The sequence below is a fragment of the Variovorax sp. UC122_21 genome (assembly GCF_044056785.1).
Taxonomy (GTDB): domain Bacteria; phylum Pseudomonadota; class Gammaproteobacteria; order Burkholderiales; family Burkholderiaceae_C; genus Variovorax.
In genome coordinates, this window is sequence record NZ_CP172004.1 from 3,476,707 (window position 1) to 3,501,228 (window position 24,522).

The window sequence follows — 24,522 nt, forward strand, 5'->3', positions numbered from 1 at the left end:
GTGCCGGCGACTCCGAAAGGCCGTGGGAATGAAGAAAAGGGACGAACGCGACTGACGGCGGGAGTGTCCCGGCGCCAAGGGTTTCCCCTCAACAGGCTATAGCCGCCAAGTTGATCCGGCGTGCCAGGCGCGACTGGCCGAGCTGCTCGCAGCGCGACAGCAGATGGACGATGTTGATCTCGAGCGCGGTGGCGAGCTTGTGCGCGGTGACGATCGATGGGATCACGCGGCCGCGCTCCACCTCGCCCACGTAGGAGCGGTTGAGGTCCGAGCGCTCCGCGAGCTGCTCCTGCGACCAGCCATGGGCCTCGCGCAACTGCCGCACGGCGACTCCGAAATCTTCGACGAATGCATTCATGGTGTGTTCACCCCCTCGGTGCGTTGTTCTTCTGCAGGCTGGCCTGCGTGACGCTCGCGCCCGGCGGCACGTCGTCGGTGATCCAGACATTGCCGCCGATGACGGCCCCCTTGCCGAGCGTGACGCGCCCGAGGATGGTGGCGCCGGCGTAGATCACCACGTCGTCCTCCACCACCGGATGGCGCGGCAGGCCCTTCTGCAGGTTGCCCTCGGTGTCGGTCGGGAAGCGCTTGGCGCCCAGCGTCACGGCCTGGTAGAGCCGCACGCGCTTGCCGATGACCGCGGTCTCGCCGATCACGACACCGGTGCCGTGGTCGATGAAGAAGCCGGCATCGATGCGCGCGCCCGGATGGATATCGATGCCGGTCTGCCCGTGCGCGAGCTCGGCCACGATGCGCGCCAGCAGCGGCAGGTCGAGGCGGTAGAGCTCATGCGCGAGCCGGTGATGGATCATCGCGAGCACGCCCGGATAGCACAGCAGCACCTCGTCGACGCTGCGCGCGGCCGGGTCGCCCTGGTAGGCGGCGAGCACGTCGCTGTCGAGCAACCGGCGCAGCTCGGGCAGGCGGTTCGCGAAGCTGCGCACCGCCGCGGTGGCGGCCTCGTCGATCTCGCTCGCGCTGCGCGGTGCATGGCGCGCATTGAAATGCAGTTCCAGCCGTGCCTGCGTCAGCAGCGCCTGCAAGGCGGCGTCGAGCGTGTGGCCGACGTAGAAATCCTCGCTCTCGTGGCGCAGGTCGTGCGGGCCGAGCCGCATCGGAAACAGCGCGCCCTTGAGCGATTCCACGATCTGGGCCAGCGCGTCGCGCGAGGGAAACTCGCCGCGCGCCGGGTTCGCGCGAGCGGCGCTGCAGGTCGCGCCATTCGATGCGCACCGCATGCAGCGCGGCGACGATCTCCGCGACTTCGAAATGGGCCATGGGCCGTTCTTCCTTCCGTGCGTGGGGAGAAATCAGTCCTGCACCCACGGCAGGCCATGGAAGCGCCAGCCGTCGGAGCCGCCGCGATGCTGCTGCCCGTCGATCTCGCCCTCGAAGCCTTCGAGCACGTTGTAGACCTGCGAGAAGCCGGCCTTGGCGGCGGCCTCGGCCGCGAGCGCCGAGCGCTTGCCGCTGCGGCACAGCAGCAGCGCCACCGCGTCCTTGCCGCCGTCCTTCTCGAGCCTGGCCTCGAGCTCGCGCACGAAGCGCGGATTGCGCGTGAGCGCGGTGCCGGTGGCCCAGGCCACGTGCACGCTCTCGGGCACGTGGCCCACGAACTTGCGTTCCTCGCCCGAACGCACGTCGACCAGCACCGCCTTGCCTTCCTGCACGAGCTTCCAGGCCACGGGCGGGGTCACTCCGCCGGCGTAAGGCCAGCCGGCTTCGACGGCATGGGCGCGCGCCTTCTCGAGCGCTTCGGGCAGGACGAGTTCTTCAACTTCCACGGACATGGTGTGCGGGCTCCTGGTGTGCGTTGCTGTGTGGATGCATGCGCCATTGGTGGCGATGACCACCACTGTAGGAGCGGGCCCGCGATCTTCAAACAACTGAAAAGTCGGTTCTTAACAACCGGCTGTTCTAAGCGCTTCGATCGACGGCGAGAGCGTTCCTCGCACGTGCCGGCAGCGTGCTCGCCGCTCGCCGGTTGTCGGCCATCGCCTACGCCGTGGCCGGCCTCGATGGTGTCTGCTCGGCTCGATGGATATTCGCATTCGCTCCACCCTGATCCTGGCCGCCGGCTGCACCGCCGCCGCCCTCGCCCGGGCCGAAGAGCCCAAGCTCCCGGTGAAGACCGACGACGGCACCGTCCTCTACGTCGCGCCCAAGATCGTGCCCACCGAGAAATCGGCCGACACCCTCGGCGCGACCGTCGGCGTGCAGCGCCCCAGCGGCGCCACGGCCTATGGCGGCATGGACACCTCGGGCTCGCGCCCAATCTATTCGGTGGGCGGCAGCACCGGCGGCAACACCTCGTTCTCGGCCGGCGTCGAGTCCGACGGCAAGCAGAACAACGGCGTGAAGGCCGGCATCACGATCAAGTACTGAGCCGGCCGACGAAAAAAAGCCCGGCACCATCGCTGGCGCCGGGCCGAGGGGAATGCGCCACGCGCACTCCAGGGGATTCAGAGCTTGGCGATCGACACTTCGGTGGACTTCACCAGCGCGACGACGTCGGAGCCGACCTTGAGCTGCAGCTCGTCGATCGAGCGCGTGGTGATGACCGAGGTCACGATGCCCCAGGCGGTCTCGACATCGACTTCGGAGACGACGTCGCCGCGGATGATCTCGCGGACCTTGCCCTTGAACTGGTTGCGCACGTTGATGGCTTGAATGGACATGATGGTTCCCTTTGGTTGGATGGTGTGGATGGATGGATCGGTGAAGGAAGAACGTGGCGCTCAGACGATCTCGGCCACGTCGTCGAACGCGAGCCGCGGCCCGCGCTCGAAGGTGCCGGCGTGGTCGGCCACGCCGAGGTTGACGAGGAAGTTGGCGCGCCAGCGGCCGTCGGGGAAGAAGGCCTTGTCGACCAGCTCGGCGTTGAAGCCCGACTGCGGCCCGGCATCGAGGCCGAGCGCGCGCGCCGCGAGGATCAGGTAGGCGCCCTGCAGGCTGCTGTTGCGGAACGCCGTGGCCTGCGCCGCCTCAGCGCTCTTCTCGAAGAAGGGCTTGGCGTCGTAGGCCGGAAACAGCACCGGCAGGTGGTCGTAGAAGCGCGTGTCGTGCGCCACGATCACGGTCACGCCCGCGGCCAGCGTCTGCGCGGTGTTGCCCGACGACAGCGCCGGCTTGAGCCTGGCCTTGGCCTCCTCGCTGCGCACGAACACGTAGCGCGCGGGCTGGGCGTTGTAGGCCGTCGGGCCCCACTTCAGCAGCTCGTAGAGCTGGCGGATGGTCTCGTCGCTCACGGGCACCGGCTTGAAGGCATGCACGGTGCGCGCCTTCCGGAATAGCTGGTCGAGCGCGGCGTCGGGAATGGATTGCAGTGTTGTCATGGTTTTGCTTTCGCGCGGCTTCAGGCCGCGGCCGCGGCCAGCGCCTGGTCGAGGTCGGCGCGCAGGTCGTCGATGTGCTCGATGCCGACCGACAGGCGCACGGTCTCCTCGCTCACGCCGGCGCGCGCGAGTTCCTCGGGCGAGAGCTGGCGGTGCGTGGTCGAGGCCGGATGGGTGGCGAGCGAGCGCACGTCGCCGATGTTGACGAGGCGCGTGAACAGCTTGAGCGCGTCGAGGAACTTCGCGCCCGCCTCGCGGCCGCCCTCGATGCCGAAGGTCAGCACGCCGCTGGCCTTGCCGCCCAGGTACTTCTGCGCCAGCGCATGATCGGGATGGTCCTCGAGCGCCGCGTAGTTGACCCATTTCACCGACTTGTTCGCCTTCAGGTGCCGTGCCACGGCCAGCGCGTTGTCGCTGATGCGCTCCACGCGCAGCGACAGCGTCTCGATGCCCTGCAGGATCAGGAAGGCGTTGAACGGCGAGATCGCGGCACCCGTGTTGCGCAGCGGCACCACGCGCGCGCGGCCGATGTAGGCGGCCGGGCCCAGCGCGTCGGTGTAGACCACGCCGTGGTAGCTCACGTCGGGTTCGTTCAGGCGCTTGAAGCGCTCTTTGTGCTGCGCCCACGGGAACTTGCCCGAATCGACGATCGCGCCGCCGATGCTGGTGCCGTGGCCGCCGAGGTACTTGGTCAGCGAGTGCACGACGATGTCGGCGCCATGCTCGATCGGCCGGCTCAGGTACGGCGAGGGCACGGTGTTGTCGACGATCAGCGGCACGCCGTGGTGGTGCGCGATCTCGGCGATGGCCGCGATGTCGGTCACGTTGCCGGCCGGGTTGCCCAGCGACTCGACGAACACCGCCTTGGTCTTCTCGTCGAACAGCTTCTCGAAGCTCTTCGGATCGCGATGGTCGGCGAAGCGCGTGGTGATGCCGAACTGCGGCAGCGTGTGGGCGAACAGGTTGTAGGTGCCGCCGTAGAGCGCCGTGCTGCTGATGATGTTGTCGCCGGCCTCCGCGATGGTCTGGATCGCGTAGGTCACGGCCGCCTGGCCCGAGGCCAGCGCCAGCGCGGCGATGCCGCCCTCGAGCGCGGCGATGCGCTGCTCGAGCACGTCCTGCGTCGGGTTGTTGATGCGGGTGTAGATGTTGCCCGGCACCTTGAGGTCGAACAGGTCGGCGCCGTGCTGCGCGCTGTCGAAGGCGTAGGCCACCGTCTGGTAGATCGGCGGCGCCACGGCGCGCGTGGTCGGGTCGGGCGAATAGCCGGCGTGCACCGACAGGGTCTCGAATTTCCAGTTTTGCGACATACAAGAGCCTTTCAGATAGGAAGAAGAACAAGCCCGTTCACGCTGAGCCTGTCGAAGCGCCGCGCGAGGCTTCGACAGGCTCAGCCCGAACGGTTCCATCCGTCTCAGATCGCCCAGCGCAGTTCATGCGCGGGCTTGCCGAGCCAGCTTGCTTCGGCGCCGCTTTCAGCCTCTTCGGTTGCCCCGGGCTTTTGCAGCACCCTGTCGAGGATGCGTTTCTCGATGGCCGCGAAGGCCGGGTCGCCCTGCGAGCGCGGACGCGCGAGGGCGATGTTCTCGTCGAGCGCGATGCGCCCGTCTTCGATCAGGATCACGCGGTCGGCCAGCGCCACCGCTTCCTGCACGTCGTGCGTGACCAGCAGCGCGGTGAAGCGGTGGCGCTGCCACAGGTTCTCGATCAGCCGGTGCATCTCGATGCGCGTGAGCGCGTCGAGCGCGCCCAGCGGCTCGTCGAGCAGCAACAGCCGCGGGTGGTGCACCAGCGCGCGCGCCAGGGCCACGCGCTGGCGCTGGCCGCCCGACAGGCGCGCCGGCCATTCGTTCTCGCGGTCGGCCAGGCCGACGTGCGCCAGCACCTCCTTGCCGCGCGCCCTGGCGTCCTTCGCGAGGCCCAGCGTCACGTTGTCGAGCACGCGGCGCCAGGGCAGCAGGCGCGCCTCCTGGAACATGATCCGGGTGTCGTCGTGCAGGCCGCTGACCGGCTTGCCGTCGGTGTAGAGCGCGCCGGACGAGGCCTCCTCGAGGCCGGCGATCAGGCGCAGCAGCGTGCTCTTGCCGCAGCCGCTGCGGCCCACGATGGCGATGAACTGGCCCGGCTCGATCGCGAGCTGCGTGTTGCGCAGCACCTCGCGTTCGCCGTAGCGCTTGTGCAGGCCGCGCACTTCCAGGCGCACGCCACCGGGGATCGCCAGCGGCGCGTCGTTCTGCGGTCGGTCGAGGACGGCACTCATCTCAGGCTCCAGGCTTGAACAGCGCCACGTCGAGCGCATTGATTTTCTTGGGCAGCAGCTTCTCGGCCAGGAAGGCGTCGGCGATGCGCTGCTGCTCGCCGAGCACCTCGGGCACCACCGGCCGCACCGCGTAGCTGCGGCGGCCGTTGGCCTGTTCGATGGTGGCGGCGTCGAGGCCCCACACCGGCGACAGCAGCGCGGCCGCCTCCCTGGGGTTCTGCTTGACCCACTTGCCGGTCTTCTCGAGCTCGGCATAGACCACGCGCAACACGTCGGGCCGCGCCTTCGCGAACTTGGTGCTCGCGAGGTAGTAGCGCTGGTAGGACGCGATGCCCGCGCCGTCGGCCAGCACGCGCACCTTCGACTGGCGCTGCGCGGCGGCGAGGAACGGGTCCCACACCACCCAGGCGTCGATCGCACCCTTCTCGAAGGCGGCACGGCCGTCGGCCGGCGTCAGGTAGGCGGGCTCGATGTCCTTGAACGAGAGGCCGGCCTTGTCGAGCGCGGCGATCAGCAGGTAGTGCGCGCCGGCCGCCTTGGCGAAGCCGATCTTCTTGCCCTTGAGGTCGGCCACGGTCCTGAGCGGCGAGTCCTCGCGCACCAGGATCGCCTGCGCCGCGGGCGACGGCGCTTCCTGCGCGATGAAGGTCAGCTCGGCTCCGGCAGCCTGCGCGAACACCGGCACGGTGTCGGCCACGTCGGCGCTGATGTCGAGGTTGTCGAGGTTCAGCGCCTCGAGCAGCGGCAGGCCGCTGGTGAACTCGTGCCAGCTCAGGGTGGCATTGAGCGGCGCGAGCTGCTTCTCGAGCACGCCCTGCGCCTTGAGCACGGCGATCAGCGTCGAAGACTTCTGGTAGCCCAGGCGCACGGTGGCGGGTCGCGCGGCCGTGCCTTGCGCGAAGGCGGCGGGCGTGCCCGCCAGGCCGAGCACGCCGGCTGCGCCGAGCGTCGCGATCGCCTGGCGGCGGGAGATGGTCGTGTGCGTCATTGCCCTGCCCTCACTTCGTCGTCTTCTTCTGGTAGCCCGGATGCCAGCGCAGCCACCATTGCTCGAGGCCGCGCGCGAACAGGTCGGCCAGCTTGCCGAGCAGCGCGTACAGCAGGATGCCCACCAGCACGATGTCGGTCTGCAGGAACTCGCGTGCGTTCATCGTCAGGTAGCCGATGCCGGCCTGGGCCGAGATGGTCTCGGCCACGATCAGGATCACCCACATCAGGCCCAGCGAGAAGCGCAGGCCGACCAGGATCGAGGACAGCGCGCCCGGCAGGATCACCGCGCGATAGAGCTGCCAGCGCGTGAGGCCGTAGGTGCGGCCCATCTCGATCAGCTGCGGATCGACGTTGCGGATGCCGTGGAAGGTGTTGAGGTAGATCGGGAAGAACACCGACACCGAGATCAGGAACAGCTTGGCCGACTCGTCGATGCCGAACCACAGGATGACCAGCGGGATCAGCGCCAGCGCGGGGATGTTGCGCACCATCTGGATGGTGGAGTCGAGCAGCGTCTCGAAGAACTTCACCGAGCCCGTGAGCAGGCCCAGCGCCAGCCCGGCGCCGCCGCCGATGGCCAGCCCCGCGAGCGCGCGGCCCGCGCTGACCTTCACGTGCGTCCACAGCTCGCCCGATACCGTGAGGTTCCATGCGGCCTTCACCACGTCGACCGGCGCCGGCAACACGCGCGTGCTGAGCCAGCCCAGCGACGACGCGATCTGCCACACCACGATCAGCCCCACGGGCACCAGCCACGGCACCAGCCGCCTGGCCACATTGAGGCCGAAGCCTCGCAGCGCGGAGCCCGCGCCCTCGGCCGGCGCGACCGCCGGCAGTTCCTGAACCTGTTCCGTCATGGCGTGTCCTTCAGCTTTGCGAGACGAGGCGCGAAGGCGCGTCGAGGTTGGCGACGACCTCGCCGAAGGGCCCGCTCAGCGAGCCACCGGCCAGCCGGTCCTTGGCCTTGCGCGAGAGCAGCGGGAACACCAGCTCGGCGAAGCGGTAGGCCTCCTCGAGGTGCGGGTAGCCCGAGAGGATGAAGCGGTCGAGCCCGAGCGCGGCGTATTCCTCGATGCGCGCGGCCACGGTCTTTGCGTCGCCGACCAGCGCCGTGCCGGCACCGCCGCGCACCAGTCCCACGCCGGCCCAGAGGTTGGGCGCGATCTCGAGTTCGGCGCGCGTGCGCTTGGCACCGCCCGCATGCAGCGCGGCCATGCGGCGCTGGCCTTCGGAGTCCATGCGCGCGAAGACGGCCTGGGCGCGGATCACGGTCTCGTCGTCGACGCGGCTGATCAGGTCCTCGGCGGCCTTCCAGGCGGCCTCCTCGGTCTCGCGCACGATCACGTGCAGGCGGATGCCGAACTGCACCTGGCGCCCCCGGCGCTCGGCGCGCGCGCGCACGTCGGCGAGCTTCTTCGCCACCTCGGCCGGCGGTTCGCCCCAGGTGAGGTAGGCATCGACCTGCTCGGCCGCGAGGTCGTGGGCCGCGGCCGACGAGCCGCCGAACCACACCGGCGGATGCGGTTTCTGTACCGGCGGATAGAGCAGCTTGGCGCCCTTCACGCTCAGGTGCTTGCCCTCGTAGTCGAAGGCCTGGCCGTCGTGGCTGCGCGCGAGGATCTCGCGCCAGATGCGGATGAACTCGGCCGACTGTTCGTAGCGCGCGGCATGGTCGAGGTAGACGCCGTCGCCCTCGAGCTCGGACTGGTCGCCGCCGGTCACGAGGTTCACCAGCAGGCGTCCGTTCGAGAGCCGGTCGAAGGTCGCGGCCATGCGCGCGGCCAGGCTGGGCTGGTGCAGGCCGGGTCGCACCGCGACCAGGAACTTGAGCTTCTTCGTCGCGCCGATCAGGCTCGAGGCGATCACCCACGGGTCCTCGCACGAGCGGCCGGTCGGGATCAACACGCCCTCGTAGCCGAGGTGGTCGGCCGCGCCCGCGATCTGCTGCAGGTAGTCGAGGTCGACCGGGCGCGCGCCTTCGCTGGTGCCGAGGTAGCGGCTGTCGCCGTGCGTGGGCAGGAACCAGAAGATCTGCATCACGCGATTCCCGTGGCGGCTTCGAGCACGTTGATCTTCTTCGGAATCAGCTTGAGGTCGAAGAAGGTGTCGGCGATCTTCTGCTGCTCGCCGAGGATGGCCTTGGTGATCGGCGTGGTGCCGTAGGCGGTGCGCGCCACCGTGAGGTCGGCCACCGGCTTGGGCAGGCCCCACAGCGCGGCCAGTTCGGTCGCGAGCTCGCCGCGGTTGGCCGAGCCCCAGGCGTCGACCTTGTTGAGTTCCTCGATCGCGATCGCCACCACGTCGGCGTTCTTCGCCGCGTAGTCGAGCGACGAGAAGTAGTAGGCGCGGTTGCCCACCACGCCGGTGGCGTCGGCCAGCACGCGCGCATCGAGCGTCTTCTCGGCCGCGGCCAGGAACGGGTCCCAGATCACCCAGGCGTCGATGGAGCCCTTCTCGAAGGCCGCGCGCGCATCGGCCGGCGGCAGGTAGACCAGGTTCAGGTCGGCATACGAGAGGCCATGCTTCTCGAACAGCTTGACGATGAAGTAGTGGACGTTCGAGCCCTTGTTGAGCGCGATCTTCTTGCCCTTGAGTTCGGCCACCGTCTTGATGGCCGAGCCCTTGGGCACCAGCACGCCTTCCGACTGCGGACGCGGCACCGTGGCGCCCACGTAGGCCAGCGGCGCGCCGGCGGCCTGCGCGAAGATCGGCGGCGCCTCGCCCACGTCGCCGAAGTCGATCGAGCCGACGTTCAGCGCCTCGAGCTGCACCGGGCCGGCCGTGAACTCGGTCCACTCGAGGCTCACGCCCAGCGGCGCGAGGCGCTTCTCGAGCGTGCCGCGGCCCTTGAGGATGTTGAGCAGGCCCTTCTGGTTGCCGATGCGGAACTGGCGCGCGGGCGCCTGCGCCAGCGCACCGAGGGCGGAAGGCAGCGCGATGGCGGCGGCGGCGCCCTGCAGCAGGCGGCGGCGCGGGAGGGAGATGGTGGTCATGGCGGGTGTGGCTTGCGAAAGATGAAGGGGACCGGTGCTCAGGGCTGGGCCGCGACGACGGCGTCGCTGACCTTGATCGGCTTCGGAATCAGCTTGAGCGCGTAGAAGGTGTCGGCGATGCGCTGCTGGTCGGCGGCGACCTCGGGCGTGATCGGCTTCACGTTGAACTCGTAGCGGCGCAGCGCGAGCTCGACCACGTCGACCGGCAGGCCCTGCAGCGGCGCGATCAGCTCGGCCGCCTGGCGCAGGTTCTTCTTGAGCCAGATGCCCTGGGCCACCGAGTCCTCGAACAGGGCCTCGATCACCTTCGGGTTGTTCTTCACGAAGCCGCGCTCGCCCAGGTAGTACTGGTAGTTGCTGACCACGCCCGGCGTGCCGTCGGCGAGCACGCGCGCGCCGGTGGCCTTCTCGGCCGCGGCCTGGAACGGATCCCAGATCACCCAGGCGTCGACGTTCTTGCTCTCGAAGGCGGCGCGGCCATCGGCCGGTGCCAGATACACCGGCTGGATGTCGCTGAACTTCAGGCCGTTCTTCTCGAGCTGCTTCACGAGCAGGTAGTGCACGTTGCTGCCCTTGTTGAGCGCGACCTTCCTGCCCTTGAGGTCGGCCACCGACTGGATCGGCGAATCCTTGGTGACCAGGATCGCCTCGGCGCGCGGCGCGGCCGGGTCGTAGCCGAAGTAGACGAACTTGGCGCCCGCGGCCTGCGCGAAGATCGGCGGCGCCTCGCCCACGTAGCCGACGTCGACAGCGCCGACGTTCAGGCCCTCGAGCAGCTGCGGGCCGGCCGGGAACTCGACCCACTTCACGCCCACGCCCAGCGGCGCGAGGCGCTTCTCGAGCGAGCCCTGCGCCTTCTGCAGCACGAAGAGACTTGCCGATTTCTGGTAGCCGATGCGCAGCTCCTTGGCGGCGCCGGCCTTGCCCTGCGCATGCGCGGAGGTGGCGGACAGGAAGCTCACGATCAATGCGATCGCGGCGACCACGACGATGCTGACGGCGAGGTCGCGCAATGCGCGCCAGAGCGAGCGCGGTGGCACGTCGAGCACGGAATCTTCGGTGGCAACGGGGTTCATGCGGGGTGGTCCTTGGACTGAATCGAAACGGGAGGCGAAGCCATCCCCCGCGCGGCGCGAATCGCCGCGTTCGGAAGGGTCGGGAATGGGATGAAGCGGTGGTGGCGGCCGGGTCGTGCGCCGGCCGGCTTCAGACGCTACATCGCACGCGCGAGAACGGCACCGGCTCGAAGCCGTGTGTCGCCGGCAGCTTCAGCCCCTCGGTGGCCAGCACCTCGACGGCCTCGTTGAGCCGCTCCGCCAGGTCGTTGTGCACTTGGTAGGCGTTTTCGGGCGTCAGCGCGATCTGCGAATCGCTCGCGTAGACGCCCGGCAGGATGTGGCGCGCCGCGAGCGACTGCAGCACGGGCCGCAGTGCGTAGTCGAGCGCGAGCATGTGGTGCGGGCTGCCGCCGGTGGCCAGCGGCAGCACCGTCTTGCCCTTGAGCGCGTTCTGCGCCAGCAGGTCGAGGAAGACCTTGAGCACGCCGCTGTAGGCGGCCTTGTAGACCGGCGTGGCCACCACGATGGCGCGGGCCCGCGTCACCTGGGCGATGGCCTGCACGATGGCCGGGATGGTTCCAGTCCGCCAGCAGCAGCGCCTGCGCCGGCAGGTCGCGGATCGCGAGCCGTTCGATCTGCGCATGGCGCCGCGCCAGGCGCTCGGCCACCGCGTCGAGCAACGCGGTGGAGCGCGAAGGCGCCGAGGGGCTGCCGGCAATCAGGAGAACGGACACGGAGGGCTTTCGGGTGGCGGTATCGGAAGGGTCGAAGCGAACCGGTCCCCGGCACCCGTCGAGACGGGCGCCATCGGGGCCGGTGGCCGCGGGGCGAATGCCGCGCTTACTTCTGCTTGGCGGTGTAGATCTGGTCGAACGAGGCGCCGTCGGCGAAGTGGTCCTTGTCGGCCTTGCTCCAGCCGCCGAAGGCCTGGTCGATGGTCACCAGCGTCAGCTTGGGGAACTGCTTCTCGTACTTGGCCTTCGCCTTGTCCGAGGTCGGGCGGTAGAAGTTGCGGCCGGCGATGTCCTGGCCTTCGTCGGAATACAGGTACTTCAGGTATTCCTCGGCCACGGCGCGCGTGCCCTTCTTGTCGACCACCTTGTCGACCACCGCCACGGTGGGCTCGGCCAGGATGGAGATCGACGGCACCACGATCTCGAACTTCTCGGGGCCGAATTCCTTCAGCGCCAGGAAGGCTTCGTTCTCCCAGGCCAGCAGCACGTCGCCCACGCCGCGCTGCACGAAGGTGATGGTCGAGCCGCGCGCGCCGGTGTCGAGCACGGGCACGTTCTTGAACAGGTTGCCCACGTATTCCTTGGCCTTGGCATCGCCGCCGTACTTGCGCTTGGCGAATTCCCAGGCCGCGAGGTAGTTCCAGCGCGCGCCGCCCGAGGTCTTGGGGTTGGGGGTGATCACCTGCACGCCGGGCTTGACCAGGTCGTCCCAGTCCTTCAGGCCCTTGGGATTGCCCTTCTTCACCAGGAACACGATGGTCGAGGTGTAGGGCGCCGAGTTGTGCGGCAGGCGCTTCTGCCAGTCGGCCTTGAGCAGGCCGCCATGGGTCACCAGCGCGTCGACGTCGCCGCCGAGGGCCAGCGTGGCCACGTCGGCGTCGATGCCGTCGATGATCGAGCGGGCCTGCTTGCCCGAGCCGCCGTGCGACTGCTTGATCGTCACGTCCTGGCCGGTCTTGCCCTTCCAGTACTTGGCGAAGGCCTGGTTGTAGTCCACGTACAGCTCGCGCGTGGGGTCGTAGGAGACGTTCAGCAGCGTCACCGGACCGGCGGCGCTGCCCTGGGCGAACGCCGGCAGCGCCGACAGGGCCATGGCGCCGGCCACGCCGGCACCGAGGGAAAGCTTGATAAAGTCGCGGCGGAGGCTCATGGTGTCGTTCTCGAATGGCATATCAATGAAGCTGCGTATTCTCAATACGACATATAGGAACTGGAACGACCAAGTTTTCAGTTCTAAATAGCTAAATCAACTAAGAGCAGCTTTTCGCGCTCCCCCACCCAAAGGCAATCGACATGGCACGCATGATTCAGTGCATCAAGCTCGGCAAGGAAGCCGAAGGGCTCGACTTCCCGCCCTACCCCGGCGAACTCGGCAAGCGCATCTGGGAGAGCGTCAGCAAGGAAGCCTGGGCCGCCTGGCTCAAGCAGCAGACCATGCTGGTGAACGAGAACCGCCTGAACCTCGCCGACCAGCGCGCCCGCCAGTACCTGGCACGCCAGATGGAGAAGCACTTCTTCGGCGAGGGCGCCGACGTCGCCCAGGGCTACGTCCCGCCGTCGGCCTGAGGCCGCGCAACTACCCGCAGTGACGGCCGAACCGGTCGCCTGGCGCACGGACGGCACACCGCACAGCGAGCGCTTCGGCGACATCTATCACACGGAGGCCGGCGCGCTCGCGCAGTCGCGCCACGTCTTCCTCGGCGGCTGCGGCCTGCCGGCCGCCTGGGCCGGCCAGCCGCGGTGGCGGATTCTCGAAACCGGCTTCGGGCTGGGTCTCAACTTCCTCGCGACCTGGGCCGCGTGGCGCGCCGATCCGGCACGCCCGCGGCTGCTTCACTTCGTCTCGATCGAGGCTTGGCCGGTGGCGGCCGAAAGCCTGCTGCGCGCCGCCGGCGCCTATGAGGAACTCGCGCCGCTCGCGCGCGAGCTGGCCGCGCGCTGGCACGGCCTGCTGCCGGGCTTCCATCGGCTGGCCTTCGACGACGGCCGGGTGCTGCTGACGCTCTGCGTGGGCGAGGTGCAGCCCATGCTGCGCGCCCAGCGCTTCGAGGCCGACAGCCTGTATCTCGACGGCTTCAGCCCGCAGTGCAATCCCGAGATGTGGTCGCCCGAGACGCTGAAGGCGCTCTCGCGCTTCGCGCGCCAGGACACCCTGCTCGGCACCTGGACCTATGCGCGCGCCGTGCGCGACGCGCTGGCGCAGAACGGCTTCCAGCTCGAACGCCGTCCCGGCCTGCCGCCCAAGCGCGACTGCCTGGGCGCGCGCTTCGCGCCGGCCTGGACCGTGCGCCGGCGCGAGCCGCTGCCCGAGACCGTCGCCGCGCCCGGCCGCTGCGCCGTGATCGGCGCCGGCCTCGCGGGCGCGGCCGTGGCGGCCAGCCTCGCGCGGCGTGGCTGGCAGGTCGAGGTGCTCGACGCCGCCGCGCGCCCGGCCGAAGGCGCCTCGGGCCTGCCCGTGGGGCTGCTCGCGCCGCATGTGTCGCCCGACGACGCCCTGCTCTCGCGGCTCACGCGTGCCGGCATCCGCGCGACCTGGAACGAACTGGCGCAGCGCCTGGAAGAACGCCGCGACTGGCGCGGCACCGGCACGCTGGAACGCCGGCCCGATGGCGATGTGCGCGTGCCCGCGGGCTGGCATGCCGACGGGCCCAACGAATCCTGGCCCGCGAGCGCCGAGCAGCTCGCGGCCGCGAGCCTGCCCTCCGACGCGCCCGCGCTCTGGCATGCGCGCGCCGCCTGGGTGCGCCCGCGTGCACTGGTCGAGGCCTGGCTGCGCGAGCCCGGCATCGCGTTCCGCGGTGGCTGCCGCGTCGAGCGGCTGGAGCGCGATCCGGCCACCGGTGGCTGGCGGCTGCTGGCCGAAGACGGTGCCGTGCTGGCCGAGGCCGACCGCGTGGTGGTCGCGATGGGCCATGGCTCGGGCCTGTTGGCGCCGCGCCTGCCGCTGCAGCCGGTGCGCGGCCAGGTGGCCTGGGGCCGCAGCGATGCGGCGGCGCTGCCCGCCGCGCCGGTGAATGGCGACGGCCACCTGATCGCCGGCGTGCCCGAGCCCGAGGGCGGCGCGCCGCTGTGGCTGGCCGGCGCCACCTTCGACCGCGACAGCCACGACCTCGCGCCGCGCGGCAGCGACGCCGAAGCCGTGCGCGAACGCGCCACCCGGCTGCATCCGGCCAGCGCCGAATCGATCGACCAGGCCTTCGCACGCGGCGAGGCCCAGGCCTGGGTTGGCGTGCGCTGCGCCTCGGGCGACCGCCGGCCGCTGGTCGGGCCGCTGGGCGATGCGCTGGAAGACAAGGGCCTGTGGGCCTGCACGGCGCTAGGCTCGCGCGGGCTCAGCTTCGCCGCGCTGTGCGCTGAGCTGTTGGCCGCGCAGTGGCATGGCGAGCCGCTGCCGCTGCCGGCGGCGCTGGCGAAGGCGCTCGATACGCGGCGTGCCGCGCGGGACTGATAAAGCACGAACAGCCAGACGCAGAGGACGCGAAGGTTCCGCGAAAGGCGCGAAAAAGAAAACCGAGATTTTTTCTGGATTCCTTTTGCGTCCTTCGCGGAACCTTCGCGTCCTCTGCGTCCGGAAGTCCGCTCCCGCTATACGGCGTCGAGTGCCGGCAGCAGATGGTCGATGCGCCCATCGCCGTAGCTGCGCACCACCTCCGAGATCACCACCCGGTAGCCGTCGAGCCAGTTCGCCTGCGCCGCCTTGGCCTGCAGATGCGAGGGATGCGTCATCAGCGCCTGCAGCGCCTCGAGCGAGCGCCAGTAGTAGACGTTCGACACCAGCCCGTTGGCACTGTTCTCCCAGCTCTCCTCGCCCAGGTAGCCGGGCAGCGCGCGGGCGGCTTCGGCGATCGCCTGGTCGAGCCGGTGGAAGGCGTCGTCGAACTGGCGGGTGGCGAAGATGAAAGTCGATGCGTACATGGTCCTCCATGGGCGAACGGTGCGGCCACGAAGGCCAAGGGGGCGCGGATTATGCGGCAGTCCTGCCGGCCCCGTCGCCACGGACATGTCCGGCGACACACGAACGCACGAGAATGCCCCATGCCCAGCACCCAGTACGACATCCGCCACACCACGATCTACCGCTACAACGAGCCGGTCAGCTTCGGGCTGCACCGCGTGATGTTCCGCCCGCGCGACAGCCACGACCTGCGCGTGCTGGCCACCGACCTGCAGGTGAGCCCGTCGGCCCACACGCGGCTGATCCAGGACCCGCATTCCAACTCGGTGGCGCTGGTGCAGCCGATGGGCGAGGCCACCGAGCTGCGCATCGTCTGCTCGTTCACCATCGAGACCGTGCCCGCGGCCGCGCAGGACCAGCTCGCGATCGACCCGGCCGCGGAGTTCCTGCCTTTCGCCTATTCGCTGCAGGACCGGCTCGACCTCGAGCACTACCTGCGCCCGCATCACGACGACCCCGACGGCACGCTGATCCGCTGGGCCCACCAGTTCCTGCACACCGACAAGCCCAACAGCACGCGCGAGGTGCTCACGCGCATGAACGCCCACATCGGCCAGAGCCTCGAGTACCTGGCGCGCGACGAGGAAGGCACGCAGACGCCGCTGGAGACGCTGGCGCTGGGCAGCGGCAGTTGCCGCGACTACGCGCTGCTGATGATGGAGGCGGTGCGCCGCCTGGGCATCGCCACGCGCTTCGTCTCGGGCTACATCTACGACGCCGCGCTCGACAGCACGGTGCAGGCCAAGGGCGAGGCCATGACCGGCGCCGGCACCACCCACGCCTGGCTGCAGGCCTACCTGCCGGGCGCGGGCTGGGTCGCGTTCGATCCGACCAACAACCTCATGGGCAGCGGCCAGTTGATCCGCGTCGGCGTGACGCGCGACCCGGCCCAGGGCGCGCCGATCTCGGGCAGCTGGTACGGCCCGGCCGAGGCCTACGAAGGCCTCGAGGCCACGGTGACGGTCACGCGCCGGCGCAACTGAGCGCGCCGCGCGCGGCGCTGCTGTCGCGCAGGCGATAGCGGCTACGGGAAAGCCCCCACCGATTGCAGGGGCGGCGCCTCTACGCTGCCCCGCCGGCCCGAAAGAAAAGCACGGTCGTGCCAGCCTCATGGGCACCTCTGGCACCTCCCGACGACGGCGGCCGGCATTCCTCGCCCCCAGAAAACGGAGACAACGAACCATGCATTCCGCGCGCCTCAAGCTCATCGTCATCGCCGCCAGCATCGCCGCCGCTTCCTGCGGCGGCGGAGGCGGCGGTGGCGCCGTCTTCCCGATCGTGCCGCCCGCGCCCGCCCCCGCGCCGCCGGCACCGCCCCCGCCGCCGCCCGCCCCCCCCGCGCCCGAGGAACGCCGCGCGCAGGACGACCGCAATTCCTTCGCGCCGGCCGATGCCGCGGCCACCACCTTCGCGGCCCTGGCCGCCGCCGGTGGCGACGCGATCGACAACGCCACCACCAGCCGCTGGGCCGGCGTGCTCGGCGGCGCCGCCTACCGCGTCGAGGTGCCGTCCAACTGGAACGGCAAGCTCGTGATGTACGCGCACGGCTATGCCGGCGAAGGCAACGTGCTCGCGGTCAGCAACCCCTCGATCCGCCGCTACCTGATCCAGAACGGCTATGCCTGGGCCGCCTCGAGCTACAGCAAGAACTTCTACGACGTGCGCGTGGGCGTGGAGGACACCAACGCGCTGGCGCTGGAGTTCAACAAGATCGCCAAGGCCAACGGCCGCGAGCTCGCCGCGCCCTCGAAGATCTACATCACCGGCCACTCGATGGGCGGCCACATCACGGCCGCGGCGATCGAGGACGAGGCCTATGCCACGGCCAACCACAAGGTGCGCTACAACGGCGCGGTGCCGATGTGCGGCGTGGTCGGCGACACCGAGCTGTTCGACTACTTCGCGGGCGCGCAGGTCACGGCGCAGGCGCTGGCGGGGCTGCCTAAGTACCCGACGGTGAACTGGTCGGACATCTCCGCGCAGGTGACCGGCACGCTCTACACCAGCTTCCCGAGCACGCCCACGGCCACCGGCCTGAAGTTCGCCTCGGTGGTCGAGAACCTCACGGGCGGCAAGCGTCCGATGTTCGACCTCGGCTTCACCGCGGGCGGCTCCTTCGCCGCGGTGTGGGGCGTGTTCGGCAGCGACGGCACGGTCAACGGCATCCTCAACAAGAACACCCTCGACACCAACCGCTTCACCTACACCATCGAGGGCGACACCGCGGGTTCGACCGCGCTCAATGCCTCGGTCATCAAGCTCACCGCCGCGGCCGATGCCAACCGGCTGCGCCGCGACGGCCTGCGCTGGATTCCCAAGGCCAACGGCGAGTTCAAGATCCCGGTGGTGAGCCTGCACACGCTCGGCGATCTCTACGTGCCCTTCAGCATGGAACAGATCTACAACAAACGCGTCGCGGCCAAGGGCAACGCCAGCTGGCTGGTGCAACGCGCGGTGCGCGGCATCTCGCACTGCGACTTCACGCTGGCCGAGCAGGTCGAGGCCTTCGACGCGATGATCAAGTGGGAGCGCGACGGCGTGAAGCCCGCGGGCGACGACGTGGTGACCGCGGCGACGGTGGCCGATCCCAAGTACGGCTGCACCTTCACGCGACCGCTCGGCGCGGTGGATGAAAGCGGCACCAGCCAGCTGACGCGGCCCGGCGCGGCCGCCGCGCGTCCCTGCTGACGTGCATCGAACGGGAACCGCCTGCGCGGCGGTTCCCGCCCGCGTTCAGCGCTTCTGCGCGCTGTAGGCCTTCACCACCGGAACCGCGGTCGCGGCGCTGTCGACGAACAGCCCGTCGATCCCGGCATCGAGGAAAGCGGTGATCTCCGCCGCCGTGTCGCCGTGCACGGTGCCGTCGGTCTTCGGCTCCTTCTTGAGGCTGTCGGGCAGGAACGCGTTCTCGGGCCGGATCGTGTAGATGTGGACGAACAGCTTTTTGTCGTGCGCATCCTTCACCAGCGTGGTGGGCGTGCCCAGCTTGCCGGCCACCACCGGGATCACGCGCGACTTGTCGGGGCCGATGCCCTGCGCATAGGTCGCGATCTCGGCCAGGCCCTCGGGCTTCACGAGGTCGGCATAGGTGCGCTTGTCGCCGAGCGCCACCAGGTCGTAGGGCGCGCCCGAGCCGCCGATCAGCTGGACGATCTTCACCGTGCTGCGCAGGCGCACGTCCTTGAGGTTGCCGGTCTCGAAGGACTGCACGAACACCGGCGCGTCGGCCTTGTTCAGGCCGTGCTTCTGCAGCGTGTCGAGCAGCTTGTTCTCGAGCGGCAGGCCGATCGAGCGGAAGTAGGTCGGATGCTTGGTCTCGGGATAGATGCCGATGGTGCGGCCCTTGGCCTGCGACTGCGCCTTCGCGAGCTCGATCACCTCGTCGAGCGTGGGCACCTGGAACAGGTCGTTGAACGACACATTGGCCGGGCGCTGCGCCGGAATGCGCTCGCGCGCGCGCAGCTCCTTGAGCTCGGCCAGCGTGAAGTCCTCGGTGAACCAGCCGATGACCGGGCGGCCGTCGATGGTCTTGGTGGTCTTGCGGCTCGCGAACTTCGGCACGTCCATCACGTTGGTGGTGGCTTCGAGCACCTTGCCGCTGGCGTCGACGATGGCGATCGCGTTCTCGTGGCGCGCCACCAGTTCGCCGTCCTTGGTCGGCACGAGGTCGGGCTCGATGAAGTCGGCGCCGTCGTCGATGGCCTGCTGGTACGAGGCCAGCGTGTGTTCGGGCCGCTGGGCCGGTTCGCCGCGGTGCCCGATCACGAGCGCGGCGGGCACGGGGGCCGGCGCCGGCGGCGGCGGTGCCGGCGGCGCGGGGGCCGGTGCGGGCGGCAGGATCGGGAAGACGGCAGAGCCGCCGCCTCCGCCGCAAGCGCTCATGAGCGCGCAGGCGCTGGCCGCCAGGGCGATCCTGGCCAGGGAAAATGACTGCATGGGAGACCCTCTCTCTCGCTGTGTGGCTGGTACGGATTCGTCGCCACCCGCCGCGCGTTGTTATGGGTTCTTGGCGGGCGTCGGATCATTGCGAGGCCATGTGTCTGCGCCGTGACATGCACGGCCCCCGCGCCTCGCTCAGGAGCGCGCGGCCAGCTTCGCCTCCAGCACCGCGATCAGCGCCCTCGCCTCGTCGCCCTCGGGGATGTCGCGCCCGCTGTCGCGCCACTGCACCGCGCTCTTGAAGCCCTCGGCCTCGGCCTGGCGGCGGAACCACATGCCCTCGGGGTTGTGGCGCGTGATGCCGTCGAACACGGTGGCGAACATCTGGCTCTGCTCGAGGCCCATCGAGTGCCAGACCTGGTTGACCACCAGCTTGTGCATCATCAGGTGCGAGCGCGGCACGCCCGCGATGCGCAGCGCGAGCTTGAGCGTGGCGGCGTCGAGTTCCTCGGCCGGCACCGCGAAGTTGGCGAGGCCCCAGTCGGCCGCCTGCGCGCCGTCGATGGTGTCGCCGGTGAACATGAGCTGCTTGGCGCGCAGCGCGCCGAGCCGGTAGGTCCACATGGCCGTGGTCGGGCAACCCCACACGCGCGTGGGCATATAGCCGATTCGCGCGTCGTCGGCCATGGCCAGCAGGTCGCAGCACAGCGCGATGTCGCTGCCGCCGGCCACGGCGTAGCCGTGCACCTTGGCGATGGTCGGCTTGGTGCAGCGCCACAGCGCCATGAAGTCGTCGGTGTTGCGCTTCATCGCGGCGTAGTCGAGCATCGGGTCCCAGGGCGTCTTCTCCTGCCGGCACGGATGCTCGCCCTGCCCCTCGCGCCCGTGGCCCTCGGCATAGTCGCCGAGGTCGTAGCCGGCACAGAAGGCGCGGCCCGCGCCCTCGACCACGATCACGTGCACCTCGTCCTCGGCCTGCGCCCACTCCACCGCGTGGCGGATGTCGGTGGGCGTGGTCTCCGCGATGGCGTTGAGCTTCTCGGGGCGGTTGAGCACGAGGCGCGCGATGCGCGGATGCTGCGGATCCTGGTCGATGACGACGGTGCGGAAGTCGGGCATGGGCGGTGTCTCCTGGGTGGATCGTCGGTCGCAGGTCGACGTGCCTGCGTCCCCGCATCCGCTTGTAGCATCGGCCGCCGCGCGCGCAACCGGCGCTTGCACCGATGCGTCCGGTGCTCAGCCGCCCGAGAGCCGGAAACGGAACACCGCGCCGCGCCCCGCCTGCGGCACCAGCCGGATGTCGCTGCCATGCAGTTGCAGGATGCGCTGCACGAACACCAGCCCCAGCCCGCCGCCGCCCGAGCCGTCGCTGCGCACGCTGCCGGTGAAGGCCGGGCGTTTGAACAGGCCGGGCTGCAACTCGCGCGGAATGCCGGGCCCGGTGTCGCTGACCTGCACTGTCACGCCCGTGCCCTCGTCCCCGGTGGCCGCGCGCAGCTGCACCACGATCTCGCCGCCGGCCGGCGTGTGGCGGATCGCGTTGTCGAGCAGGTTGGTCAGCACGCGCTCGATCATCCCGAGGTCGGCCGACACCACCGGCAGGCCCGGCGCGATGTCGGGGCGCAGCTTCTGCTGCCGCGACTCGGCCGCGAGCTCGAACTTCTGGAACACGTCCTGCACCAGGTCGGCCAGCGCGAAGCTCTCCTTCTCGGGCTTGACCACGCCGTACTCGAGCCGCGCCAGCTCGAACAGCTCCTGCGCGAGCCGCCCCACCTTGCGGCTCTGGTCGAGCGCGATGTCGAGGTAGCGGCGGCGCTCCTCTTCGTCGAGCGTGCCGGCCTTCAGCCGCAGGGTCTCGAGGTAGCCGTGCAGCGAGGTCAGCGGCGTGCGCAGGTCGTGCGAGACGTTGGCGAACAGCTCGCGCCGCTGCTGGTCCTGCAGGGTGAGCTCGCGCCACTGCTCGGCGATGCGTCGCGTCATCTGCGCGAAGGCCTGCGCCAGCAAGGCGATCTCGCCGCCGCCGCGCGCGATGCGCTCCAGCGTCGGCGCCTGGCCCTCGATCGCATCGATGCCCTCCGTCTCGAAGCGGCGCACCGCGGCCGTGAGCTCGCGCAGCGGTCGCGTGATGAGCCAGAACGCGGCCGTGCCCGCGACCAGCCCGAGCAGCGCCACCAGCCCCATCGACCACAGCGTGGTGCGCAGCGCGTTGTCGGCCGCCACGTGGGCGGCGAGCGCATCGTGGTCCTCGCCCTGCAGCACCACGTAGACATAGCCGGCGTCGCGGCCGTCCATGCGCAGCGGCGCGGCGCTGAAGACCTTGGCGGTCTGCAGGTTGCGCGGATCGTCGCCGAGGATCGGCATCGGCGCGCCGGCCAGCAGGCGCCGCACGGGCGCGAGGTCGACGCGGTCGCGCTTGAGGTGTCCCTCGGGCGCGGCCTGGGCCTCGATGCGGCCATCGAGCGCGAGCAGGTAGACCTCGACGCTGGGGTTGACGGCCATCAGCTGGTCGAACAGCCGCTTGACCGCGGCCGGGTCGAGCCCGCCCGGGCGCATCAGCTCGGCGTTCTCGGCGATGTGCGCGGCCAGTCCGCCCGACAGGCGCTGGACCACCTCCTGCTCGTGGCGCCCGTTCGCGCGCACCTGCAGCCAGGCCGAGGCACCGCAGCACACCAGCAGCAGCAGCGCGAACACCAGCGACAGGCGGCGCGAGAGCGTGGCCCAGCCCATCATGCGGCGCCCTCGTCCTTGCCATCGGCCGTGGCCGAGAGCTTGTAGCCGCGGCCCCATACGGTGAGGATGCGCCGCGGCGCGGCCGGGTCGGCCTCGACCTTGGTGCGCAGCCGGTTGATGTGGGTGTTGACGGTGTGCTCGTAGCCGTCATGCTGGTAGCCCCAGACCTGGTTGAGCAGGTCGAGCCGCGAGAACACCTTGCCCGGGTGGCGCGCGAAAAAATACAACAGGTCGAACTCGCGCGGCGTGAGCTCGATGGGCTTGCCGTCCACGCGCACCTCGCGCGCCAGCGGCTCGATCTCGAGGTTGCCGAGCGCGAGGCTGCCCGACTCCAGCCGCGCATTGCGCGCCAGCGCATCGGTGCGGCGGATCAGCGCCTTCACGCGCGCCACCAGCTCGAGCACCGAGAAGGGCTTGGCCAGATAGTCGTCGGCGCCGAGCTCGAGGCCGAGGATGCGGTGCACCTCGCTCGAGCGCGCGCTGATGATGATGATCGGGGTGTAGCGCGCCATGGCGCGTGCGCGGCGGCAGATCTCGAGCCCGTCGATGCCGGGCAGCATCAGGTCGAGCACCAGCGCGTCCCACTGGCCGCGCTCCAGTTCGCGCAGGCCCGCATGCCCATCGGCCGCATGCACCACCGCATAGCCTTCGTCGCGCAGATGCATGCGCAACAGTTCGGCGATATGGGCGTCGTCTTCGACCAGCAGCACGCGCTTGGGGGTGTCCATGGCGCCGATTGTCCCGCGATACGGATTCCCGAGTTATCACGATTCTTTGAACTTTGCGTGATGAATCGGCCAGGGGGGTGGGCTCGAGAATCCGCTCCATGAACAGCACCGCCCTCGCCGCCCCGGACACCCGTCCCATCCATCCGCTGTGGATGCGCATCACGCACTGGCTCAACGCGCTGGCGGTGCTGATGCTGGTGACGAGCGGCTGGCGCATCTACAACGCGGCGCCCTTCTTTCCCTTCACCTTTCCGTCCGGGGCAACGCTCGGCGGCTGGCTCGGCGGGGCGCTGCAGTGGCACTTCGCGGCGATGTGGCTGCTGGTGTTCAACGGCTTCGTCTACCTGGCGCTCAACATCGCGAGCGGGCGACTTGCCACCAAGTTCTTTCCGGTCACACCGGGCGGTGTGTGGCACGACGCGCTGTCGGCGCTCAAGGGCCGGCTCTCGCATGCAGATCCGCGCCGCTACAACAACGTGCAACGGCTGGCCTATCTGTTCGTGATGCTCGACATCGTCTTGATCGTGCTGTCGGGGCTGGTGCTCTGGAAGTCGGTGCAGTTCGCTGTGCTGCGTGATCTGTTGGGTGGCTACGAGTTCGCACGGCGCATTCACTTCTTCGGGATGGCTTCCTTGGTTGCCTTCGTCGTGCTTCACCTGGTGATGGTGGCGCTGGTTCCTCGCACCTTGCTTGCGATGGTTTGGGGTCGTTCTTTTCGGGGTCTGAAATGAACGCCCTGGCTCTTCATCGGGGGCGTTCGGGGTGGGCTCACGCCGACGGGGTACTCCCCTCCGCGAATGTCCCCCGCCCTTCGGGCTCCTCCTTTATTTCGCTGCGGGGAGTACCCCGCCGACGTGAGCCAGACGCGCAGCAGTTGATCGGCCGGCACCACCGCTGCGTCCACGTGCACAGGGCAGCGGGTGCTTCCCGCAGCGAAATCAAGGAGGAGCCGAAGGCGGGGGACATTCGCGGAGGGAAGTACCCGCTGTCCTGTGCACGCGCCCCGACCTCAAACAACCAAAACCAGACATGAGAATCTTCAAAGCCCCAAGAATGACCGCCGTCGATAGCGAGACCGTGGTCCAGGAAGCGCGAGCACTGATCGCGAAGAAGGTTGAGCACCCCGCACGCCGCGCCTTCCTTCAACGCTCACTGACCCTGGGTGGCCTGTCGCTGCTCACAGGCTGCAGCATCAGCGACGACAGCCACGTCGAAGCCGCGCTCTCGAAGATCTCGCGCATCAACGACCGGGTGCAGGGCCTGATCTTCAGCCCCACGCAGCTCGCCGAGACCTATCCCGCCTCGATGATCACGCGGCCGTTTCCGTTCAATGCCTACTACGGCGAGGACGAGATCCGCGAGGTCGACGAAGCGGGCTACCGGCTCGAGGTGACCGGCCTGGTCGCCGACAAGCGCCGCTGGACCCTGCCCGAGCTGCGCGCCATGCCCCAGCACGAGCAGATCACGCGCCACATCTGCGTGGAAGGCTGGAGCGCCATCGGCCGCTGGGGCGGCGTGCGCTTCGCGGATTTTCTGCGCCACGTCGGTGCCGACACCACCGCGCGCTATGTCGGCTTCAAGTGCGCCGACGACTACTACACCAGCATCGACATGGCGACCGCGCTGCATCCGCAGACCCTGCTGGCGCTGACCTACGACGGCGAGGTGCTGCCGCCGAAGTATGGCTTTCCGATGAAGCTGCGCATGCCGACCAAGCTTGGCTACAAGAACCCCAAGCATATCCAGGCGATGTTCGTCAGCAATACCTATTCAGGTGGCTACTGGGAAGACCAGGGCTACAACTGGTTCGGAGGGAGCTGAGTCGTCGCCCGCGACGATTCGACTGCCGATGAAAGCGCG

General features: G+C 69.5%; 24 protein-coding genes and 2 pseudogenes. 7 read left to right on the top strand and 19 right to left on the bottom strand.

Annotation, left to right across the window (positions count from 1 at the left end; genetic code table 11):
• Positions 1–88 precede the first annotated feature (88 nt).
• The 3 genes and pseudogenes from ACHMXE_RS28790 to ACHMXE_RS28800 form a co-directional block, all read right to left on the bottom strand.
• A complete protein-coding gene (locus ACHMXE_RS28790; RefSeq protein WP_057593379.1) occupies positions 89–358 on the bottom strand; it encodes a helix-turn-helix domain-containing protein in 270 nt (89 codons plus the stop codon).
• A 7-nt stretch (positions 359–365) separates the two neighbouring features.
• Positions 366–1,278: pseudogene (gene epsC / locus ACHMXE_RS28795) on the bottom strand (serine O-acetyltransferase EpsC).
• 32 nt (positions 1,279–1,310) lie between these two features.
• Complete coding sequence (locus tag ACHMXE_RS28800; protein WP_395347609.1) at positions 1,311–1,790, bottom strand: rhodanese-like domain-containing protein; 480 nt, start codon at positions 1,788–1,790, stop codon at positions 1,311–1,313.
• Between the two features lie 247 nt (positions 1,791–2,037).
• On the opposite strand from ACHMXE_RS28800, the gene ACHMXE_RS28805 reads away from it, so the two are divergent.
• The gene (locus ACHMXE_RS28805; RefSeq protein ID WP_203205835.1) at positions 2,038–2,385 is read left to right on the top strand and encodes a hypothetical protein; all 348 of its coding nucleotides are present in this window, start codon (positions 2,038–2,040) and stop codon (positions 2,383–2,385) included.
• A 77-nt stretch (positions 2,386–2,462) separates the two neighbouring features.
• On the opposite strand, the gene ACHMXE_RS28810 is transcribed toward ACHMXE_RS28805, so the two are convergent.
• The 11 genes and pseudogenes from ACHMXE_RS28810 to ACHMXE_RS28860 form a co-directional block, all read right to left on the bottom strand.
• Positions 2,463–2,678 (bottom strand): molybdopterin-binding protein, encoded by a 216-nt coding sequence (locus ACHMXE_RS28810; RefSeq protein ID WP_042579699.1) that lies wholly within the window; start codon positions 2,676–2,678, stop codon positions 2,463–2,465.
• A 60-nt stretch (positions 2,679–2,738) separates the two neighbouring features.
• On the bottom strand, positions 2,739–3,335 hold the full coding sequence (locus ACHMXE_RS28815; RefSeq protein ID WP_395347610.1) for a malonic semialdehyde reductase: 597 nt from the start codon (positions 3,333–3,335) through the stop codon (positions 2,739–2,741).
• A gap of 20 nt (positions 3,336–3,355) precedes the next feature.
• Positions 3,356–4,645 carry an O-acetylhomoserine aminocarboxypropyltransferase/cysteine synthase family protein gene (locus tag ACHMXE_RS28820; RefSeq protein ID WP_395347611.1) on the bottom strand — a complete coding sequence of 430 codons (1,290 nt, stop codon included), beginning with the start codon at positions 4,643–4,645 and terminating at the stop codon, positions 3,356–3,358.
• 104 nt (positions 4,646–4,749) lie between these two features.
• On the bottom strand, positions 4,750–5,595 hold the full coding sequence (locus ACHMXE_RS28825) for an ATP-binding cassette domain-containing protein (protein WP_395347612.1): 846 nt from the start codon (positions 5,593–5,595) through the stop codon (positions 4,750–4,752).
• Position 5,596: 1 nt separating this feature from the next.
• Entirely contained in the window at positions 5,597–6,583 is a 987-nt protein-coding gene (locus tag ACHMXE_RS28830) for an aliphatic sulfonate ABC transporter substrate-binding protein (protein WP_395347613.1), read from the bottom strand.
• 10 nt (positions 6,584–6,593) lie between these two features.
• Positions 6,594–7,442, bottom strand: a complete 849-nt coding sequence (gene ssuC, locus ACHMXE_RS28835) for an aliphatic sulfonate ABC transporter permease SsuC (RefSeq protein WP_395347614.1) — start codon at positions 7,440–7,442, stop codon at positions 6,594–6,596.
• A 10-nt stretch (positions 7,443–7,452) separates the two neighbouring features.
• Positions 7,453–8,622, bottom strand: coding sequence for an FMNH2-dependent alkanesulfonate monooxygenase (gene ssuD / locus ACHMXE_RS28840; protein ID WP_395347616.1), 1,170 nt, complete (start codon positions 8,620–8,622; stop codon positions 7,453–7,455).
• Complete coding sequence (locus tag ACHMXE_RS28845) at positions 8,622–9,578, bottom strand: sulfonate ABC transporter substrate-binding protein (protein WP_395347617.1); 957 nt, start codon at positions 9,576–9,578, stop codon at positions 8,622–8,624. Before ACHMXE_RS28845 ends, ssuD begins: the two co-directional genes overlap by 1 nt.
• A gap of 38 nt (positions 9,579–9,616) precedes the next feature.
• On the bottom strand, positions 9,617–10,654 hold the full coding sequence (locus tag ACHMXE_RS28850) for a sulfonate ABC transporter substrate-binding protein (protein ID WP_395347618.1): 1,038 nt from the start codon (positions 10,652–10,654) through the stop codon (positions 9,617–9,619).
• Between the two features lie 130 nt (positions 10,655–10,784).
• Positions 10,785–11,370: pseudogene (ssuE, locus tag ACHMXE_RS28855) on the bottom strand (NADPH-dependent FMN reductase).
• Between the two features lie 106 nt (positions 11,371–11,476).
• Positions 11,477–12,520 (bottom strand): sulfate ABC transporter substrate-binding protein, encoded by a 1,044-nt coding sequence (locus tag ACHMXE_RS28860; RefSeq protein WP_209544847.1) that lies wholly within the window; start codon positions 12,518–12,520, stop codon positions 11,477–11,479.
• Between the two features lie 143 nt (positions 12,521–12,663).
• Here ACHMXE_RS28860 and ACHMXE_RS28865 point away from each other — a divergent pair, with 143 nt between their 5' ends.
• Together ACHMXE_RS28865 and mnmC are read left to right on the top strand one after the other, a co-directional pair.
• Positions 12,664–12,936: an oxidative damage protection protein gene (locus tag ACHMXE_RS28865; protein WP_093341520.1), complete on the top strand. Its 273-nt coding sequence runs from the start codon at positions 12,664–12,666 to the stop codon at positions 12,934–12,936.
• Between the two features lie 19 nt (positions 12,937–12,955).
• The gene (gene mnmC / locus ACHMXE_RS28870; protein WP_395347620.1) at positions 12,956–14,818 is read left to right on the top strand and encodes an FAD-dependent 5-carboxymethylaminomethyl-2-thiouridine(34) oxidoreductase MnmC; all 1,863 of its coding nucleotides are present in this window, start codon (positions 12,956–12,958) and stop codon (positions 14,816–14,818) included.
• A gap of 137 nt (positions 14,819–14,955) precedes the next feature.
• Here mnmC and ACHMXE_RS28875 read toward each other — a convergent pair whose 3' ends face one another.
• A complete protein-coding gene (locus tag ACHMXE_RS28875; RefSeq protein WP_395347621.1) occupies positions 14,956–15,285 on the bottom strand; it encodes an antibiotic biosynthesis monooxygenase family protein in 330 nt (109 codons plus the stop codon).
• Between the two features lie 120 nt (positions 15,286–15,405).
• On the opposite strand from ACHMXE_RS28875, the gene ACHMXE_RS28880 reads away from it, so the two are divergent.
• Positions 15,406–16,308 carry a transglutaminase family protein gene (locus ACHMXE_RS28880; RefSeq protein WP_203205823.1) on the top strand — a complete coding sequence of 301 codons (903 nt, stop codon included), beginning with the start codon at positions 15,406–15,408 and terminating at the stop codon, positions 16,306–16,308.
• A 199-nt stretch (positions 16,309–16,507) separates the two neighbouring features.
• Entirely contained in the window at positions 16,508–18,013 is a 1,506-nt protein-coding gene (locus ACHMXE_RS28885; RefSeq protein ID WP_395347622.1) for an alpha/beta hydrolase family protein, read from the top strand.
• 45 nt (positions 18,014–18,058) lie between these two features.
• On the opposite strand, the gene ACHMXE_RS28890 is transcribed toward ACHMXE_RS28885, so the two are convergent.
• From ACHMXE_RS28890 to ACHMXE_RS28905, 4 genes are all read right to left on the bottom strand, one after another.
• Positions 18,059–19,261, bottom strand: coding sequence for a glycerophosphodiester phosphodiesterase (locus ACHMXE_RS28890; protein ID WP_395347623.1), 1,203 nt, complete (start codon positions 19,259–19,261; stop codon positions 18,059–18,061).
• A 138-nt stretch (positions 19,262–19,399) separates the two neighbouring features.
• The gene (locus tag ACHMXE_RS28895) at positions 19,400–20,323 is read right to left on the bottom strand and encodes a crotonase/enoyl-CoA hydratase family protein (protein ID WP_395347624.1); all 924 of its coding nucleotides are present in this window, start codon (positions 20,321–20,323) and stop codon (positions 19,400–19,402) included.
• A gap of 117 nt (positions 20,324–20,440) precedes the next feature.
• Complete coding sequence (locus tag ACHMXE_RS28900) at positions 20,441–21,934, bottom strand: ATP-binding protein (protein WP_395347625.1); 1,494 nt, start codon at positions 21,932–21,934, stop codon at positions 20,441–20,443.
• Complete coding sequence (locus ACHMXE_RS28905; protein WP_093341507.1) at positions 21,931–22,662, bottom strand: response regulator transcription factor; 732 nt, start codon at positions 22,660–22,662, stop codon at positions 21,931–21,933. The genes ACHMXE_RS28900 and ACHMXE_RS28905 overlap by 4 nt, the downstream gene beginning before the upstream one ends.
• A gap of 98 nt (positions 22,663–22,760) precedes the next feature.
• Between ACHMXE_RS28905 and ACHMXE_RS28910 the strand changes: the two genes are divergently transcribed.
• A complete protein-coding gene (locus ACHMXE_RS28910) occupies positions 22,761–23,393 on the top strand; it encodes a cytochrome b/b6 domain-containing protein (RefSeq protein WP_395347626.1) in 633 nt (210 codons plus the stop codon).
• 298 nt (positions 23,394–23,691) lie between these two features.
• Entirely contained in the window at positions 23,692–24,483 is a 792-nt protein-coding gene (locus tag ACHMXE_RS28915; protein ID WP_395347627.1) for a molybdopterin-dependent oxidoreductase, read from the top strand.
• Positions 24,484–24,522: the final 39 nt, after the last annotated feature.